The organism is Specibacter sp. NPDC057265, assembly GCF_042668835.1.
In the GTDB taxonomy this organism is placed as follows: domain Bacteria; phylum Actinomycetota; class Actinomycetes; order Actinomycetales; family Micrococcaceae; genus Specibacter.
Genome location: NZ_JBHUYE010000015.1, coordinates 1 through 17,282 on the forward strand (window position 1 = coordinate 1; position 17,282 = coordinate 17,282).

Sequence of the window (17,282 nt, forward strand, 5' to 3'; positions counted from 1 at the left end):
CGAGAGGATGTGGGAGAGTAGGACACCGCCGGACAAACAGTAACAGGTCGAGGCCCCACACCACACGGTGCGGGGCCTCCCACACTTAACACACACAACACCACAGCCCAAGCCCACACCGGCACCTGCAAGCACACAAACCCGCCGGCCCAAAGACAAAGCCGCCGCAACGCAAGGGCAGCCAAAACCAGCCCACAAAACACCCATTAACACCAACGCCCAAAGGCTGGCAAGCCCGCCTTGCGGGCTCCGCCCACCCGCAGGGACCGCCCGCGGCCCCTGCCAGGGCGGCCGCGGGCTAGCGCAGGATGATGTCGGTGGCCGTTGCCGGGGACCGGCCGGTGGAGACGAAGCCCGAAACGTTTGCCTGGGGGTGCTTGATGATGTCGGTGACGGATCCGAGGTGCCGGGACAGATCCACCTTGTCCTCCGGGGCCGCCAGCAGAAGCTGGAAACCAAATTCCTGCAGTGCATTGATCCCAGCCCCCGCATATTCGGAGTTTGCCTGGATGAACGCCTCGTCGATCATGACCGTTCCGTAGGTGCTGTACCCCTGCTGATCGATGCCCAGCTGGTAGGCCAGTGCAGCGCCCATGATGAACGAGGTGAAGCGCTGCCCCTCGCCGCCGGACAAGGTGCCAGGTTCCAGGCCCATCTCCACCTCTCCGTTGGGCCGGTGCTCATTGCAGCTGATTGTGACATGCTGGCGCACGTCCAGGACAGTGTCCCTCCAAGGTGCCAGGGCGGGGTCCGCCAGGGCGTTGACCAGCCGCTCCAGCTGCTGGTAGCTGGCGGCCATGGATTCGTCGCTGGCTTGCGTGTAGGCATTGCCGAGGGCCTGCTTGAGGTCTTGGCGGAATGTGCGCGCCTCATCGGGAATGCTGGTCCGCACCTCCAAGCGCAGGCGGCTGCCCTTCTCAAACGGGACCTCGTCCAGTATCTGGTTCAACGGCAGAATGCGTTCCTCAATGGAACGGCGTTCCTCCTCGAGCAGCTGCAGCAGATCAGAGAAGCGTTCGTAGGAGCGGTTGTTGAAGTATTCCCTAAACTCATCCTGGCGTTGGGGCAGTCCGTCGGCCACGATGCGTGCGTAGAGCTCCTCATAGTGTGCCGCAGCTTGGGCACCTGTGCCGTGGCTGGCGCTCATGGACGGCCCGAACTGCCGGGCAAAGGACTTGAAAATCTCACTCAAGGCACCTTCCGTACGGAATTGGCGTTCCTTGACGGTGGCAATCTGCTCACCAAGATCGACTGTCACATGGCTCAACAGCACTTCCAGTTCATCGAGCGTGGCGGGTTCACCGTTGGCCAGATAAGGGGCGAAGGCTTCCTGTGCCCAGTCCTCGGCGACCCTGCCCGGGCCGTCTCCGGCAAGAACGCTTTGCACGGCGGCAAGGTCCGTATCAATCCGCGCCAGATCATGGTGCAGTACGGCGACCCGGCCAACGGCCGCCTCAAGCTCGGCCTGTGCCGCGGCCAGCGAATCCCGCAACTGTGCCAGTGTGGTGCTGCCGGCAATTGTGGCTGCCAGCGTCGCTTCGGCGCTGGCCAGGGCAGCAGCCATGGCACTTGACTCCAGCTGCTCAAAACTCCGGTCATCGCCGGCAACGCGCTGCAGGGCCGCCAGCCTCAGTGCCGCTTGTTCCTTGGCCAGGCTGCTCTGTGCCGCTTGTGCTTCCGCGGCGGCCTGGTCGCTGGCCAGCAGCTGCGCCTGCTCCTCCAGCTCGGCGATCTTGGCCACATTGTTGAAGCCGAGCAGGTAGTCTGCCGGATTGATGGTGCGGGTGTCGCGTTCGAACACGGCCGAATTCAGCTTCACAGTCCCGGCCATGGAGATGGCCTTGCTGTGCCCGTGCAGCGCCTGGTCATCGTCCACACAGACGAAGGCAAAATCACTGGCAATTTTTTCCCGCAGCCAGGACCCGGCATCGGAATCATGAAAATCCAGCTTTGTGACCAGATGGTTGCGGCCCGCGGTGGCCGGTTTGGCAGGTACGCCAAGGTCGATCCATCGCAGCTTGCCATGCCCGTCCAGCGAATTGATGGCTGCGGTGACGGCAGCAATATCCCCGCCGCGGATGAGCAGGGTGGTTGCCAGGGAGCGCAGCACCTTCTCCGCCGCCGGACGCCAGGCCCTGTGCGCGCTGCCAATGTCCAGGAGCTCACCGGCAAACGGCATGTCCACTGCGCTCAGCCCGGTCACGGCACATATGGCACGCCGCGCTGCGGAACTTCGTGAGTCAATATTGGAGCCGCGGCGTTCATAGGCGGCAATTTCAGTCCGCAGCGCCTTCTCCTGCGCCTTGATGTTCACGCTGGTGGCCACCGCTTGATGCTCCAGGTTCCGTGCCGAGGTGGTTTCCTGTTGTTGGCGTGCGACGCCGGAGACAGCCGCCGCGCGGGCGGCGGCAAGTCCCTGCGCACTCCAGTCGTAAACGAGTCCGGCACCGTTGAGGTCGTCCCGAACCGAGGCCTCCAGCCGCAGCCGCTCCGCGAGTTCCCGCTTGGCGGCGCGAATGTCCTTCTCCAGCGACTCGATGGCCTGCCCGCCGTCGGTGGCATGTTGACGGGTGAGGCCCGCAACGGATTCACCCAGGGTGTCCTTGGTCTGGGCGGCAGCGGCAATTTCGGCCTGCTTTGCGGTGCGGGCCTGCTCCAGCGCCGCAGCCTTCGCAGCCAGCAGCTCCCCTTGGAGTTGCTGGCGCAGGAGGGGCAGCTGAATGTTTTTTAGCTCAACTGTGCGGTCATGTCTTTCCTTCAGCCCGCGTAGTGTCCCGTGCAGTTCCGGCACGGGTGCCAAGGCGTCGCGCTGGCCCCGGGCATCCTCAAGCTGGCGGTGGATGCCGCTGAGGTGGCTGAAGTCCTCCACGGCGGCAGTGGCTGCTGCCAGCGTGGCCGGCTTGTCCAGGACCTCGTAGCGGAAGAAGCGGTTGACGCCCTTGTCCAGGCCCTTGCCGTTCTGCAGCGTGCGCAGCAGGCTGAAGGCCTTGTCATTATGGATGCCCAGGCGGCGCCGGAAGCGTTCGGCGAAGGTCTTGTGCACGTCAAAGGCCTCAGCGCCTGGGAGTGCGGCGTTCAGGGACGACGGCGAAAAGCGGCGGCTGCCGTGGTTTTCCAACGCCTCGGTGTCCAGCGCGCGGTCGTGAATGAGGTAGTGCTTGCCCACCTGTCCCTCAAGTCCGTTGGCGGGCAGGTCAAAGAGGGCGGCAATTGTGACGTGCCGGCCCAGCCCGTCTTCGAACACCAGGGCCGTGGCTGACCAGGTGGCGCTGGGGCGCTGGTAGTGGACACCGCCGGCCGTCTTGATCCTGCGTCCGCGCATATAGCTGAATGTGGTGCGGCGGTCTTTGCGGTTCGAGGCGTCGTGCGCTGACTCGTTCAGGCGCGGTGCGGCGTAGAAGATGTGTTGAATGCCGTCAAAGAGCGTGGACTTCCCCACGCCGGGGTGGCCCGTGAGCAGCGTTCCGGCACGGTCCACATACATGCTGTGGCGGCCGTGGAAGGTGCCCCAGTTGATGATTTGGATTTGGCTGAGCCGGAACTGGCCGGGGTTGAGTTCCTCGCCGATGGGCAGGGTGGTGGCAATGCTCACTTAGAAGATCTCCTCCATGATGTGGTCCTGGTGGCCGGTCCGGGCATCCCCGGGTCCGTCGCCGGCCTCGAAGCCGAGGGGATCGCCGTCGGATTTTTCCAGTGCGGCCAGGTAGGCCGGGATCTGCTCGATCGAATCAAAGGGCAGGGCCAGCGCCAGGGCGTTGCTGACCCGGTACTCGTGGGGCAGTTCGGTGGCCAGGATGAGCCGGAGGTTCAGCAGCCGGGCCAGGGCCGCGTCGGTCTGCTCATCCAGGCGTTTGTCGTCAATCGCGCCTGGCTGGCGGTGCTCAGCCAGGATCTCCCGGGCGCCTGCACGGGAAATGCTCACGTCAGTGCCCGTTCCGGCATGCCGGTCCAGCAGCACCCGCAGCCGCAGCGCCAACAGGGTCTCCTCACGGCGCAGCGGTTTGCGGGCCACGATGGGCTGCGTGTGCACGGCATCGATCCCGGCCGGGGTGAGCAATGCGATCTTGCGTTCGTCATCCACAGTCAACAGCAGGAAAATTTCACTCAGATACTGCTGCAGCGAAACGGCATGCGTGAGGATGGTGGCCCACAGCGCCGGATCGGCCGTGCCGTCAACGTATGGGCCGCGCAGCAGCCGCACCAGGGCCTGGCGCATCTCCAGCGGGAAGGAACCGGTGTCGCCGGGAAAAAGGGTGCGCTCGGTGTTCATGGTGCTTTAGTCCTTCGTAAAGGTGAACAAGGGGACGGTTGCGGTGCGCGTGGTCCCGTCGATCTGGGTGAACGTCAGGGTTTCGCTGCGCTCGTGGTCAATGCTGTTGCCAGCGGCCCGCGCCGCCAGAATCAACCCGCGGATGGTGTTGATGTGCGCCAGTTCCGCCGGCAACGTCTGGTACACCTGCGCCAGGGTGGCCTTCCCATTGCGGCTCGCCGTGGCACGTCCGACGGCGGCCAGCAGCCTTGGCATATCGGGGGCCGGTGTTGACGGGGTGCGGTGGATGTCGGCGTCACTGAGGGCCGGCGGGGCCGCCAGTTTGGGCGGCGGCACGTGGTCCTGCGGATTGAAGATGCCAAGAGCTGCCAAGGTTTCAAAGTTGGGAGAGTAAAGCAATGGTGCAACCACGGCTGTGCGCGAACTCAGCGGGGCCGCAGCCACGGCTTGTTCGGCTGCGTGGATGGCTTTGCGCAGCAGCACCGATTCCTGGAACTCGGCGGACTGCACATAGGCGTGCAGGCTCTCGGACAGTCGCCCGTAAATGGTGTGGACCTCCCCGGCCTGCCGGCGCATTTCGCGGACCATTGACGACAGGTTTGCGCGCTCCTCAGCGGTCAGGGCGTCGGTGAAGTCGCGTTCAAGCACTTCGTTGACCGACTGTCGGAAGCGGGCCAGCTGTACTGGATCGTTGAGAAACTCGGTGAAGCCCTGGAAGGTTTCGCCTTCGGCCGTCCCGCGCAGCGCCTTGTCCCCGGCCAGCACCTGGCCCATGGCAACGCCTTTTGTCACCGAGGATTCCATGATCTCTGTCCGAATTGAGTGCAACATGGCCTCAACGCCGTCGCGCATCCGCTTGAAATCAGCAGGCAGGCTGGCGGCCAAATCAAGCACGCTGCGGGTGGCTGCGACGGCGGAGTCTCTGGAGAGCACGGCCGGACTGGCCCCGTTCTGCAGCGCCTGGATCTCGTTTTGCCGCTCCGTGATCTCCGCCTCCAACACCGCAATCCGCGACTGGGGGTCGGGATCACTGTGCAGGGAGAGCGTTTCAATGCTGTTCAACAGGGTGCTCAGCCGCGAACTGTTCAAGTTGCTGTGGCGGCCGCTTAAGGTGTCAACGAAGGCCAACACCCGTGCCGTCGCCGCGGTGGTTTCATAGTGGAACCTGCCATCAGCCATTGGCCGGGCCAGGAACTGGCTGCGCACCCACGAATCCGCATAGTGGGATGCCTGCCAGGACTCGTTCAGGCTCAGGCTTTCCGCCCGAAGCTCCTTCATGAAGTCGGCCAGGTCGGCGTGAAATTCCTCCAATGGCACGCGCTGCTTCGTGGCGGTGAATTCGGCCCGCAGGAAGGCCAGGGTCCAGGGCGCCCCCTGCAGGAGTTTCCAGGCAGGGCCCAGCCGGAGTTGATTTTGGGCGTGCCACTGCGCAACAGCATTGTCAGTTGAGCGCATGGCACGGCCTTCCGGCAACAGGAAAAAGGAATACTGCCATTTTAAGGCATGAATACGCTGACGGCGGTTTGCAAGGAATGGCTGCGCGTTCAGGAACCGGCCTGCGCCAGGAAACCCGCTGCGCCTGGGCCCGTCAGTTCCCCGCCGGCCATTGGCCTGCCCGACATGGCCAGCAGGAGCGCGGTGGCGGTGCCGCGGAGTTCCGGTCCGGATCCGTGGCTCCAGTGCGCGTCACTGGCCACCAATTGCCAGGCTGCGCCTCGTTCCCTGCCTCCGCCCATCCCCACGGCGGTCTTGAGCTGGTAATCCAGCGCGGTGACCACGTGGGCGGCCGGGTAGCTGCGGTGGATCCCCAACGGGCGGCGGATGTCCTCGCCGTGGACAAAGGCCTCGACCAGCCGGGTTGCCAATGCAACCGGCGGGGTGCTGGAGAGCTGGAGCACGCCACGGAACTTGGACACCGTGGCGGCCGGGCCGCCGGCACCCTCCCGCGCAACCCCCAGGGCGTTGTCCCTGTCAAAGTCGAAGCGTGCGGCAAGCAGGCGGCGGATAAAACCCAGGCGCGTGGTTTGCGCACCGTCAACCAGATGCGCCAGGACGTCATGGACGCTCCAGCCAGGGCACAGGGAAGGTGTCTGCCACTGCGCCGTCGTCAGCTGTTCCACATCTTGGAGCAGCGCGGAACGTTCGCTGTGCACAGCAGTCCAGATGGCGGCAGCGGTCTGTGGGCCCATAGCGGCCAGCTAAGCAGCATTTCCCCCAGCAAACAAGACTTGAAGCGTCAAAGGCGGGTAATCTTCCCTCCGATGCAGGCGCCGGATGTGGCGAGGCTTACCCACAGGGGTGAGTGGACGGCGTCGTGCTTACGGTAAGATGGGTAGGTCTGTGCTGGTGCCGGACCCGCTGCACGCGGAACCGGTCCAGACATTCACCGCAAATGAACCTCCTGTTACGGAAATGCCGTAACCGCCTAGACCAAAGGAGGTGGGTTCACATATGCGTCCTTACGAACTAATGGTAATCATCGACCCCGATGTTGATGAGCGTACCGTTGAGCCGTCGCTTCAGAAGTTCCTTAATGTCATCACCACCGATGGTGGAACCATCGAAAAGGTTGACATCTGGGGCCGTCGTCGCTTGGCTTACGACATCCAGAAGAAGTCTGAAGGTATCTACGCCGTGGTGAACTTCACCGCCGAGCCTGCTACCGCCCAGGAACTTGACCGCGTGCTTGGCCTCAACGAGACCATCCTGCGCACCAAGATCACCCGTCCGGAAGAGCAGAAAGTTGTTGCCGAGTAATTTCGGTTCCACCTTTTAGCGCTTTCACCGTAGGAAAACACTTAGCAGGAAGCAGGAGCAGATGGCAGGCGAAACCACTATCACAGTCATTGGTAATCTCACCAGTGACCCGGAACTTCGGTTTACCCCGAGCGGTTCGGCAGTAGCGAACTTCACCATTGCGTCCACTCCGCGGACCTTTGACCGCCAGTCCAACGAGTGGAAGGACGGCGAAACGCTGTTCCTCCGCGCGTCGATCTGGCGTGAAGCGGCCGAAAACGTTGCCGAGTCCCTGACAAAGGGCACCCGCGTGATTGTTTCCGGCCGGCTGAAGTCGCGGACCTACGACACCAAAGAAGGCGAAAAGCGCACCGTCATGGAGCTTGAGGTCGACGAAATCGGCCCCTCGCTGCGTTACGCAAACGCCAAAGTCAACCGCACCCAGCGCTCCGGCGGTCAGGGTGGCGGCCAAGGCGGCAACTTCGGCGGCGGCAACGCCGGCGGAGCTCAGGGCGGCTTTGGTGGTGGCAACTCCGGGGGCGGAAACGCACCTTGGGGTGGCGGCCAGCAGCAGCAGTCAGCTGCACCGGCGTCGGACCCCTGGGCAACGCCCGGCGGCTCCACCGGCGGCTGGGGCGCGGGCCCGGACAACTCCGAGCCCCCCTTCTAATACATCTTTACAACTGTGCGGCATCCGCCGTACGCACACCATCCCGCGGATTAATATCCACGGGCTCCACTAACACTAAGGAGCTCCACGATGGCTAAGGCTGAACTCCGTAAGCCCAAACCAAAGTCCAATCCCTTGAAGGCCGCTGATGTAACAGTCATCGACTACAAGGACGTAGCATTGCTGCGCAAGTTCATCTCTGATCGCGGAAAGATCCGTGCGCGCCGCGTCACGGGTGTCACCGTTCAGGAGCAGCGCAAGATCGCCCAGGCAATTAAAAATGCCCGCGAAGTTGCATTGCTGCCCTACTCCGGCGCTGGCCGCGGTTAAGGGAGATAAATTAACATGGCAAAACTCATTTTGACCCACGAAGTAAGCGGCCTCGGTGCCGCTGGCGACATCGTTGAGGTAAAGAACGGTTACGCACGTAACTTCCTTTTGCCCCGAGGTTTCGCCCTCACCTGGTCCAAGGGTGGCGAGAAGCAGGTGGAAGCCATTCAGGCTGCACGTGCTGCCCACGCCCACGCGACCATTGAGGCTGCCCAGGAGCAGGCCGCTGCCCTCCAGTCGAAGGCTGTTACTTTGACTGTCAAAGCAGGCGAGACCGGCCGTTTGTTCGGTACCGTCAAGGCCACAGATGTTGCAAAGGCTGTTGCTGCTGCAGGCCTGGGAACCATTGACAAGCGCAAGGTTGAACTGCCTGCGCACATCAAGAACACCGGCAAGCACACTGCGACCCTTCGTTTGCACGAAGACGTTTCAGCTGTCATCACCTTGAACGTGGTGGCAGGCTAGTCCAGCTTCCATGACTAAATAAAGACCTGGTCCCTTGGGGCCGGGTCTTTATTTGTCTGCCCCCTTGCAGTTTTTAGCACAAGCGTCCCCGTGGCTATGCTGCCTTGCCGATTTGCCGATTTGCCGATTGGCCACTTTGCCGCAGCGTCCGGGACGACGGCGTGTGCTCCCCGCCAGCGTCAGGCGCGATATCCACAGTCAGCATCGGGGATGTGGATATCCAGGGGCCACCCGGCTGGTTTCCGGGGGGAAGTTGATGGTTCAAGAAATGACTAAAGCCACAGGAATTTAACTTTTCCACAGCTGGTGGAAAGTGTTCTTGCAGGTCAGACGGCATATCGGCGGCATTCTTTGATCTTGTCCACACACTTGTCCCCACACTGTGCACAAGTAGGGGCAGTTAATGCACCGGTTATCCACAGGACGGGTGGATAACCGGGTTGGTGGAAGGCCCCACAGCGTCTAACGTTGCAGTTGAGCTCTCCATAACAGCAATGGCACTTCCTGTCTTGCTGACACCAATGGAAGGAGCGGCAGCACCAGAAAACGCCCCTGCGCCATGCGGGGTGGCCCGCCAGCAGGGCAGAAAGAGGCACCACCATGTCGGCACCCGTCACTGAACCCAGAACATCCTCCCGTGAGCCGGACTTTGCCCGGACCCCGCCGCAGGATCTGGTGGCCGAACAAAGCGTCCTCGGCGGCATGATGCTGTCCAAGGATGCCATTGCGGACGTGGTGGAAGTGCTGCGCGGCAATGACTTCTACCGGCCTTCCCACGAGAGCATTTACGAGGCCATCCTGGATCTCTATGGCCGGGGCGAGCCCGCCGACGCCGTGACGGTTGCTGATGAACTCACCAAGCGGGGGGAGATCACCAAGACCGGCGGAGCGGCCTATCTTCACCAGTTGATCCAGTCGGTGCCCACTGCGGCAAATGCTGGTTTCTACGCCGAAATTGTGGCCGAACGCGCGGTTTTGCGCCGCCTGGTGACTGCGGGCACAAAAATCGTCCAGATGGGCTACGCCCAGGACGGCGAGGTTGAAGATGTGGTTAATGCCGCGCAGGCCGAAATTTTCGCGGTCGCAGAGCGCCGCAGCACCGAAGACTATGTCCTTTTGAAGGACGTCATGGAATCCACCGTCGATGAAATTGAGGCCTCGGGCCACAAGGGCGAGGGCATGACAGGCGTGCCCACCGGATTTTATGAATTTGATGACTTGACCAACGGACTGCACCCGGGACAAATGATAGTCATTGCCGCGCGCCCTGCAGTTGGTAAATCGACCTTCGCGCTGGACTGGGCCCGGTCGGCGGCCATCGACCACAATATGGCCACTGTGGTTTTTTCCCTGGAAATGGGGCGCAATGAAATTGCCATGCGCCTGCTGTCAGCCGAAGCCACCATCAGCCTCCAGGACCTGCGCAAGGGGACCGTGAAGGACGACCAGTGGTCCAAAATTGCCACCACCATGGGCAGAATGAACGAGGCGCCGCTCTTCATTGATGATTCGCCCAACATGTCACTGATGGAAATTCGGGCCAAATGCCGGCGACTGAAGCAGCAGCATGATTTGAAGCTGGTGATTCTGGACTACCTCCAGCTCATGTCTTCAGGAAAACGCGTGGAGTCCCGCCAGCAGGAAGTCTCGGAATTCTCCCGTGCGCTGAAACTTTTGGCCAAGGAACTCCAGGTGCCCGTGGTGGCGCTGTCCCAGCTGAACCGTGGTTCAGAGCAGCGCACCGACAAAAAACCCATGGTTTCGGATTTGCGTGAATCCGGTTCCATTGAGCAGGACGCCGACATGGTGATCCTGCTGCACCGTGAAGACATTTATGACAAGGAATCAGCCCGTGCCGGTGAAGCGGATGTCATTGTGGCCAAGCACCGAAATGGCCCGACCAAAACCATTGTGCTGGGGTTCCAGGGACACTACTCGCGTTTTGCCAACATGGCCACGGATTCAGGTGGCGGCTACTAAGGGAAGCAGGCCATGAAGCCCGCCGCGCCATCGCTTGGGAGTGGCCGAACCACAGCGCGCCAGATCAGCGCCCTGGCGGTGCCGGCCTTCGGTGCCTTGATTGCCGAGCCGCTGTTCCTTCTGGCCGATTCAGCCATAGTCGGTCATTTGGGTGTCCCACAGCTGGCCGGGGTAGGGCTGGCCGCAACGATCCTGCAGACTGTGGTGGGATTGATGGTCTTTCTGGCATATTCCACAACCCCTGCCGTTGCACGTCTGCTTGGAGCGGGACGCCATGCGCAGGCTTTGGCGGTGGGGCGGGATGGACTGTGGTTGGCTGCCATCCTCGGCATTGCCCTGGCAGGCTGTGGCGTCTTTGCAAGCGAAGCGCTGCTGCGCGCCATGGGGGCCAGCGGTCAAGTGCTTGTCTACGCTCAGGAATACCTCATTGTCAGCCTGGCAGGGCTTCCCGCCATGCTCTTGGTCCTGGCTGCGACCGGCGTGCTCCGTGGCTTGCAGGACACCAAAACGCCCTTGCTGGTGGCCACTGCGGGTTTTGGTGTGAACGTTGTCCTGAACTTTGTGCTGGTTTATGGCTTGCACATGTCCGTAGGGGGCGCGGCGCTGGGGACCGTCATTGCCCAATGGGGGATGGCTGTTGTCTATCTCATCATTGTGGTGAAGGCCGCGCGGCACCAGCATGTGCCGCTTCGTCCCGATTGGCGGGGCATCCAAAAGGTATCAAGCGTGGGCAGCTGGCTCATGCTCAGAACCGTCTCCTTGCGTCTGGCGATTCTTGCCACCATCATTGTGGCCACCGCCCAGGGTCAGAACAATTTGGCGGCACATCAGCTGGCCATGACAATTTTCACCTTCTTCGCCTTTGCCCTGGATGCCCTGGCCATTGCAGCCCAAGCCCTCATTGGGAAGGAATTGGGAGCGGCAAATGTGGCTCAGGTCCGGATCTTGACGCGGACCATGACCAGGTGGGGCTTGTGCTTTGGCGTTTTGACGGGTCTGGCGTTGGCCGCCTTTTCGGGCAAGGCCGGGTGGATATTTACCAGTGACCAGCAAGTCCACACTGTCTTGACGGTGGCCCTGCTGGTCATGGCAGTGGGCCAGCCCCTGGCCGGGTACGTGTTTGTACTGGACGGAGTGCTCATTGGTGCAGGAGACGGACGTTATTTGGCATTGGCCGGAATGGCCAACCTGATCTTTTATCTGCCCCTGCTGCTTTGGGTCCATGCATCAGACTTCACAGACATGACGGTTGCGCTGTTTTGGCTCTGGGCGGCCTTCAGCATTGGCTACATGGGTGCCCGCGCCCTGACTTTGGGAGTGCGGGCACGCACTGACAAGTGGATGCAGGTCGGCGTCTCAGCCAGCCGCCGCTAGACTTGATGGGTGAGTGAAACTGCCTATCCCCAACCAGCCGACGTCTCCATCTCCGCGTCCGGCAGCACGCCGCTGTGGCAGCCTTTGTTGCTGCGCGCGCTGGTCACCTTGGCCTTCGGCATGGTCACGGTTTTTTGGACCACACCCGGGGTTGTCGGCTTGTGCGTTTGCCTGACCAGCTATTTGCTGGCGCTGGCGGGCATTCAATATTGGACCATCCGCGCCTTGGGCCTGGCGCGGGGGGACACCCGGGGATTGCCGTTGCTCGGTGCTGCCGGATTCCTGGCTGTTGCGGCCGTGGTGGTGGCAATCTCCGCCAGTGCCGCCGTTGCCGCATGGCTCGGCGGTGCAGCACTGGCGGCCCTGGGGGCTGCTGAATTAATTGCCTCGCTGCGGACGGCGAAGACCGGGCGCGCGCACGCCCTCAAGGGTGACTGGATGATCTCCGCTGCCCTGGGTCTGGGGACCGGGATCCTGTTGCCCTTCTTTATTGCCACGGGCCCGCACGGCCTTCTTGGCGTCGCCGGCGGTGGCGCCATCATGTCCGGTGCGCTGTGGGCCTTGTCCGCCCTCACACTGCGGCATAGCGGCAGTGCCAACAAAAAACGGTAAACTGGACAGTGTATGTTCTACCTCATGTAGAAAAAGCAAGATGCCGGACAAGCTAAAGGACCAATGGTGGGCAACGTAGAGCCGCAGGACCCAAAACAAAACCCGGGAGCTTCCATCAAGTTTCCGCTCAGCTTCTCCGCGGCGCTGGGTGCAGTAGCTGGTTTGGTCACCCTGGTGGTAACAGCCGGTGGGACCGAAAATGGCCTGCGGTGGGATCTGGCAGGCATTGCCTTTGGAATTGCCTTCATTGCCACGCTGCTCATTGCCTCCCTGCTGGTCATGGGACACAAGGAAAATGACGCCTACCTCAGCGAAGGTTCAGGCGTTAACCGCAAGTCAGCAGACAGGCTTGCCCATTTGAAGCGGGCCAACCCGGCAGAGAAGGACCCCCGGGGCGAGTAATCCGGGCAAGCCCCGCCAACGCCCGGCCCGGCTTATCTCAACAGGGCCAGGCTGTGCTGAATGCGGGCAAAGACCTTGGCGTCAACGTCAATGCCACTGCGCTTCAGTGCCATGACCGCAGCTCCCACCGCCCCATCCGCCACCAGAACGGGGCGTGCCACGGTTCCGTCTCGAGCCCTCAGGCGCCCGGTGACGGCCGCGGCCACGGACACTCCCTTTGTCAGGACGCTTCCGCCGAATATGAGCGGCCCGGACATAATTGCAGTTACGGCGTCCATGTCCCCCTTTGGTGAACTGGCTGCAGTTGCCAACAATGTTTGGGCCAGGGCGGCGCCGGCACGGTCAATAATGCCTTGGGCCACGCGATCGCCGGATGCGGCAAACACCAGCGGCGCAAAGCGGGACAGTTCAATGGCGCTGCGTTCATACACTTTGGTGATCAATTGCTGCTGCGCGCGAAGCCGGCCCTGAATGTGATCAGCCTGCCCTTCAGCAGCGATGCCCAGTTCGGCCAGAAGCGGGGCCGTCAATGCGGTGGCCGGGCCCCTGCCGTCCAGAGCCGCACCCACGGCTTGAGCCACCTCGCGTCCCAGCCAAAAACCGGAACCGGCATCGCCGAGCAGCCACCCCATTCCGTCCGCCACCGAAAATAGCCGACCCTGCGCAACCCGTGCACCCACGGCTCCGGTGCCGGCTATCAAAGCGTGACCGGAATCATGAAAAGTTCCGGAGTAAAAGGTAGCTAATAAATCAGATTCAATCAGCACTTTTCCACTGAGACCAAAGGCGGCGAAGCTGTCATGGAGCAGTTCCAGTGGCATCTCCACGGACGCGCCGGCCATGGCCACCAGCACCTGGCCGAGAGGCTCCACCCGACCCCCCAGAGCCTGTCGTGAAGCAGCCGAAAGTGCCTGCAGAGCCGGGGATAATCCCCGCGAGACCGGGTTTCCGCCGCCCGCCGTGCCGTATCCCAGGCACTGTCCCGAAGGGGTCAAAAGCACTGCCCTGGTGGAGGTGCCGCCGGCGTCGAGGGCAAGTAAATTTGGCATCGTTATCATTCCGTGTCTGAGTGTGACTTGACTTACATTCGTGGTGAGAATAGTTTTCATTGTGTCAGCAAGCGAAAGAAATGGATTTTCACATGTCAGCCTTCACCTCACCCACTGTGGCCACTGCAGCCTCCGGTGTCGTGAACCGCATTCAGGCAAAACTACCTGATATGCCAGCCGCCATGGCAAAGATTGGTTCCTTTCTCCTGCAGCATCCGCAGGCTCCGCTGGAACTTTCCATCATGGAGCTGGCGGAGCAAACCAAAACGTCGCCCGCCACCGTGACGCGCTTTTGCCGTTTATTGGGTTACGCCGGTTATGTCCCCTTCCGGGTCAGCATTGCATCGGACATGGGCCGAAGCGACGCCCGGGAGTCCTGGAAGGCTGACATTGGCCGGGCCTTTGGCCCGGATGACTCGCCGCGGGATGTGCTCAGCACCCTGGTAAACGCGCATACGCGCTCGCTGGAGGAAACGGCGGCGGTAATGGATTTGGCGTTGATGAATAAAATTGCCCGCCGCATTGCCATGAGTTCGCATGTGGATATTTATGGCATTGGCGGCAGCGCCGTAATGGCGAAGGAGCTGCAGTCACGTTTATACCGGATCGGCATCAACGCGCACCATTGGTCGGAGGTCCACGATGGATTGACCAGCGCCGCCATTCAAGACGTGAACTCGGTGGCCATTGGCATTTCAAACACCGGGCGTACGGAGGAGACGCTGCAGATGCTCCGCGAAGCGGGCGAGGCCGGGGCCTTGACGGTGGCGTTGAGCAACAATCCCGGCTCGCCATTGGCTGAGAGCGCGGATGAGGCAATCATCACCTCTGTGCATGAACAGTTCCTGCAGCCCGACGACTTGTCCGCCAAGCATGTGCAGCTGTTGGTCCTGGATTTGATCTACCTTTTGGTGGCCCAGGTCAATTTTGCCCAAACCACGTCAAAACTGGCCGCCTCGGCAATGGCCGTTTCACCACACCGCCGCCCCACACGGGCTGCGCGCTTGGAATTGGGCGCCCGGCGGGGAGCACGTTCTGCTGGAAAGGATGAAGGCCATCAGTGACTATCTAGTTTCCTTTAGTGATGAAGTTTCCACCCGCTTGGATGCCATCACTGCGTGGGCCCGCGAGGGTGGTTTGGCCGGGGCGGTGGATGCCCTGGTGGCCACACTGGCAAACGGCGGGGTCATCCAGGCCTTTGGCACGGGCCATTCCGAGGCCTTTGCCATGGAAATTGCCGGCCGGGCAGGGGGGCTCATCCCCACCAGCAAGATTGCCCTGCGCGATCTGGTCCTTCACGGCGGGCGCGAGGTGGCGGAGCTTGACTCCCTGGACGGCTCGGTTCTGGAGCGGGATCTGGGGGTTGCGGAGGAACTGTTCAATCTTTCCCTGGTGGATCCGCGGGATATTTTCCTGATCGCGTCCAACTCTGGAGTCAATGGTTCAATTGTGGGTCTGGCGCTGGCTGCCAAGGAACGTGGACATACTGTCATTGCCGTAACCAGTCTCGAGCACACCAATGCCGTGGAACCCAAGCATCCCTGCGGCAAGCGGCTAAGCGAACTTGCCGACATTGTTATCGATAACAGAGCTCCCTTTGGTGACACCACCCTTGAAGTTTCCGGCGGAGGAGGTGTTGGTGCCGTCTCCTCCATTACAGCTGCCTATATTGCGCAGCTGCTGACCATTGAGACGGTCCACAGCTTGACCCGTGCGGGGAAGCAACCGCCCATTTATGTTTCGGCAAATATCCCGGGCGGGGACGAACACAACACAGCCCTGGTGGGCCAGTACCTTGGCCGCCTCAGGCGCGATGCGTGACGCCGTTGTCATGCACGCCAGTGAAGCCGAATGAAAGCAATGCAGGTGACGTACCGAAGGGTGCAAACCGGGACCGGATAGCACTCGTACCATCAATGGAAGGCAGTACATCAAATGAGTATTCAAAATAAACCACTGCAGCGTCGTGGATTCCTCCGCGGCGCCCTGGCCGCCGCCGTGCTCTTGCCCTTGGGCGGAGCTTTGGCTTCCTGTGCCGGCGGTTCCTCCGACTCCGGCGAGTCCGCTCCGGCCGGTGAGGTTGATCCCACCAAGAACCCGTTTGGTCTCGCCAGCACGGGCAAGCTTGACGCCGTCATCTTCAAGGGCGGTTACGGCATTGACTATGTTGAATTTGCCGGCGACATTGTCAAGAAGAACTTCCCCGAGCTGGAAATAAGCATCAATCCCTCCACCGACATTGCGCAGGAGCTCCAGCCCCGCTTCGTGGGTGGCAACCCGCCGGACCTGATTGACAACTCAGGTGCCAAGTCCATTGGCTTCAGCACCATTTTGGATCAGCTTGAGGATCTGCAGGCGGTCATTGACGCCAACAACCTCGAAGGCACCAAGATTGCGGACACCCTATTCGACGGCGTCCTGGCTCCGGGCACCTTCGACGGCAAGCTGGCAGCGATCAACTACGTGCTGACCATTTATTCCTGGTGGTACTCCGCCAGCCTGTTCAAGGAAAATGGCTGGACAGTGCCCACCACTTGGGACGAAGCCTACGACCTTGGCGTCAAGGCCAAGGAAAAGGGCAAGTTCCTCTTTGTCTGGGGCAAGGAAGCGGCCACGTACTACCAGACCATGGCCATTGAATCAGCCATCAAGGAAGGCGGCGACGAGGTCCGCCTGTCGCTGGAGAACCTCAAGCCCGACTGCTGGTCCATGCCTGCGGTACAGAGCGTGTTCACCGCCATGGAAAAGATCGTCAAGGCTGGCATGTTCAAGCCCGGTGGCGCAGGAACAGCCTTCACGGCTGCCCAGGCACAGTGGAGCAACGGCCAGGAAGCGCTGCTTTACCCCTCCGGTTCATGGATTGAAAATGAAATGAAGGACCAGACCAAGGCAGGCTTTGAAATGACCGGCGCACCCGTGCCCGTCGTTTCGGCCAGCCCCAAGATCGCCCAGACGGGCGTCCGTTCCGCCGGCGGCGAGCCCTTTATGGTTCCCTCCGATGGCGCCAATGTGGCAGCCGGCAAGGAGCTGCTGCGCACCATGCTCTCCAAGGAAGCCGCCAGCAACTTCGCCAAGGAAAAACTGGCCCCCACGGTGGTCAAGGGCACGGTTCCCGCCGACGGCTTTGGTTCCACCGCACTGGTTTCCCAAACCAGCATGCTGGAAGTGGCCGGCAAGGACATCTTTACCTGGAACTTTGTTGACACCTACGGCATGAACGGCGACATGTTGGTGCCGTGGAACGAGTTCCTGGACGGCAAGCTCGACGTCGCCGGCCTCACCAAGGCACTGCAAAGCATCACGGACAAGGTGGCCAACGATTCCTCCGTCAAGAAGATTGAAGTGAAGTGATACCAGCCCCAACCCGCGTGCGGCCGGACAGTGGCGTTGTCGC

At 61.7% G+C, this 17,282-nt stretch carries 16 protein-coding genes; 11 read left to right on the forward strand and 5 right to left on the reverse strand.

Going from position 1 to position 17,282, the window contains the following annotated elements; translation table 11 throughout:
- Window positions 1-298: 298 nt before the first annotated feature.
- The 4 genes from ACFUCV_RS11050 to ACFUCV_RS11065 all read right to left on the reverse strand — a co-directional run bounded on the left by ACFUCV_RS11050 (window position 299) and on the right by ACFUCV_RS11065 (window position 6,459).
- The gene (locus ACFUCV_RS11050) at window positions 299-3,592 is read right to left on the reverse strand and encodes an ATP-binding protein (RefSeq protein WP_380815563.1); all 3,294 of its coding nucleotides are present in this window, start codon (window positions 3,590-3,592) and stop codon (window positions 299-301) included.
- Window positions 3,593-4,270, reverse strand: a complete 678-nt coding sequence (locus ACFUCV_RS11055; protein ID WP_380815565.1) for a DUF4194 domain-containing protein — start codon at window positions 4,268-4,270, stop codon at window positions 3,593-3,595. It lies immediately after the preceding gene.
- Window positions 4,271-4,276: 6 nt separating this feature from the next.
- Window positions 4,277-5,725, reverse strand: a complete 1,449-nt coding sequence (locus tag ACFUCV_RS11060) for a DUF3375 domain-containing protein (RefSeq protein WP_380815567.1) — start codon at window positions 5,723-5,725, stop codon at window positions 4,277-4,279.
- 89 nt (window positions 5,726-5,814) lie between these two features.
- On the reverse strand, window positions 5,815-6,459 hold the full coding sequence (locus ACFUCV_RS11065) for a maleylpyruvate isomerase family mycothiol-dependent enzyme (RefSeq protein WP_380815569.1): 645 nt from the start codon (window positions 6,457-6,459) through the stop codon (window positions 5,815-5,817).
- Between the two features lie 262 nt (window positions 6,460-6,721).
- Here ACFUCV_RS11065 and rpsF point away from each other — a divergent pair, with 262 nt between their 5' ends.
- The 8 genes from rpsF to ACFUCV_RS11105 all read left to right on the forward strand — a co-directional run bounded on the left by rpsF (window position 6,722) and on the right by ACFUCV_RS11105 (window position 12,839).
- Complete coding sequence (gene rpsF / locus ACFUCV_RS11070; protein ID WP_380815571.1) at window positions 6,722-7,027, forward strand: 30S ribosomal protein S6; 306 nt, start codon at window positions 6,722-6,724, stop codon at window positions 7,025-7,027.
- A gap of 61 nt (window positions 7,028-7,088) precedes the next feature.
- The gene (locus ACFUCV_RS11075; RefSeq protein WP_380815573.1) at window positions 7,089-7,676 is read left to right on the forward strand and encodes a single-stranded DNA-binding protein; all 588 of its coding nucleotides are present in this window, start codon (window positions 7,089-7,091) and stop codon (window positions 7,674-7,676) included.
- 90 nt (window positions 7,677-7,766) lie between these two features.
- The gene (rpsR, locus tag ACFUCV_RS11080; protein WP_005273147.1) at window positions 7,767-8,006 is read left to right on the forward strand and encodes a 30S ribosomal protein S18; all 240 of its coding nucleotides are present in this window, start codon (window positions 7,767-7,769) and stop codon (window positions 8,004-8,006) included.
- A 15-nt stretch (window positions 8,007-8,021) separates the two neighbouring features.
- The gene (rplI, locus tag ACFUCV_RS11085; RefSeq protein ID WP_380815575.1) at window positions 8,022-8,471 is read left to right on the forward strand and encodes a 50S ribosomal protein L9; all 450 of its coding nucleotides are present in this window, start codon (window positions 8,022-8,024) and stop codon (window positions 8,469-8,471) included.
- 600 nt (window positions 8,472-9,071) lie between these two features.
- Window positions 9,072-10,451 carry a replicative DNA helicase gene (gene dnaB / locus ACFUCV_RS11090; RefSeq protein WP_380815577.1) on the forward strand — a complete coding sequence of 460 codons (1,380 nt, stop codon included), beginning with the start codon at window positions 9,072-9,074 and terminating at the stop codon, window positions 10,449-10,451.
- A gap of 12 nt (window positions 10,452-10,463) precedes the next feature.
- Window positions 10,464-11,825 carry an MATE family efflux transporter gene (locus ACFUCV_RS11095; RefSeq protein WP_380815579.1) on the forward strand — a complete coding sequence of 454 codons (1,362 nt, stop codon included), beginning with the start codon at window positions 10,464-10,466 and terminating at the stop codon, window positions 11,823-11,825.
- Between the two features lie 9 nt (window positions 11,826-11,834).
- On the forward strand, window positions 11,835-12,437 hold the full coding sequence (locus tag ACFUCV_RS11100) for a hypothetical protein (protein WP_380815581.1): 603 nt from the start codon (window positions 11,835-11,837) through the stop codon (window positions 12,435-12,437).
- A gap of 63 nt (window positions 12,438-12,500) precedes the next feature.
- On the forward strand, window positions 12,501-12,839 hold the full coding sequence (locus ACFUCV_RS11105) for a hypothetical protein (protein ID WP_380815583.1): 339 nt from the start codon (window positions 12,501-12,503) through the stop codon (window positions 12,837-12,839).
- Window positions 12,840-12,871: 32 nt separating this feature from the next.
- Here ACFUCV_RS11105 and ACFUCV_RS11110 read toward each other — a convergent pair whose 3' ends face one another.
- Complete coding sequence (locus ACFUCV_RS11110) at window positions 12,872-13,888, reverse strand: N-acetylglucosamine kinase (RefSeq protein ID WP_380815585.1); 1,017 nt, start codon at window positions 13,886-13,888, stop codon at window positions 12,872-12,874.
- 92 nt (window positions 13,889-13,980) lie between these two features.
- Between ACFUCV_RS11110 and ACFUCV_RS11115 the strand changes: the two genes are divergently transcribed.
- The 3 genes from ACFUCV_RS11115 (at window position 13,981) to ngcE (ending at window position 17,239) form a co-directional block, all read left to right on the forward strand.
- Window positions 13,981-14,952, forward strand: a complete 972-nt coding sequence (locus tag ACFUCV_RS11115; RefSeq protein ID WP_380815587.1) for a MurR/RpiR family transcriptional regulator — start codon at window positions 13,981-13,983, stop codon at window positions 14,950-14,952.
- Window positions 14,936-15,709, forward strand: coding sequence for a sugar isomerase domain-containing protein (locus ACFUCV_RS11120; RefSeq protein WP_380815589.1), 774 nt, complete (start codon window positions 14,936-14,938; stop codon window positions 15,707-15,709). Before ACFUCV_RS11115 ends, ACFUCV_RS11120 begins: the two co-directional genes overlap by 17 nt.
- Before the next feature lie 114 nt (window positions 15,710-15,823).
- Window positions 15,824-17,239, forward strand: coding sequence for an N-acetylglucosamine/diacetylchitobiose ABC transporter substrate-binding protein (gene ngcE, locus ACFUCV_RS11125; protein ID WP_380815591.1), 1,416 nt, complete (start codon window positions 15,824-15,826; stop codon window positions 17,237-17,239).
- The last annotated feature ends 43 nt before the right edge of the window (window positions 17,240-17,282 follow it).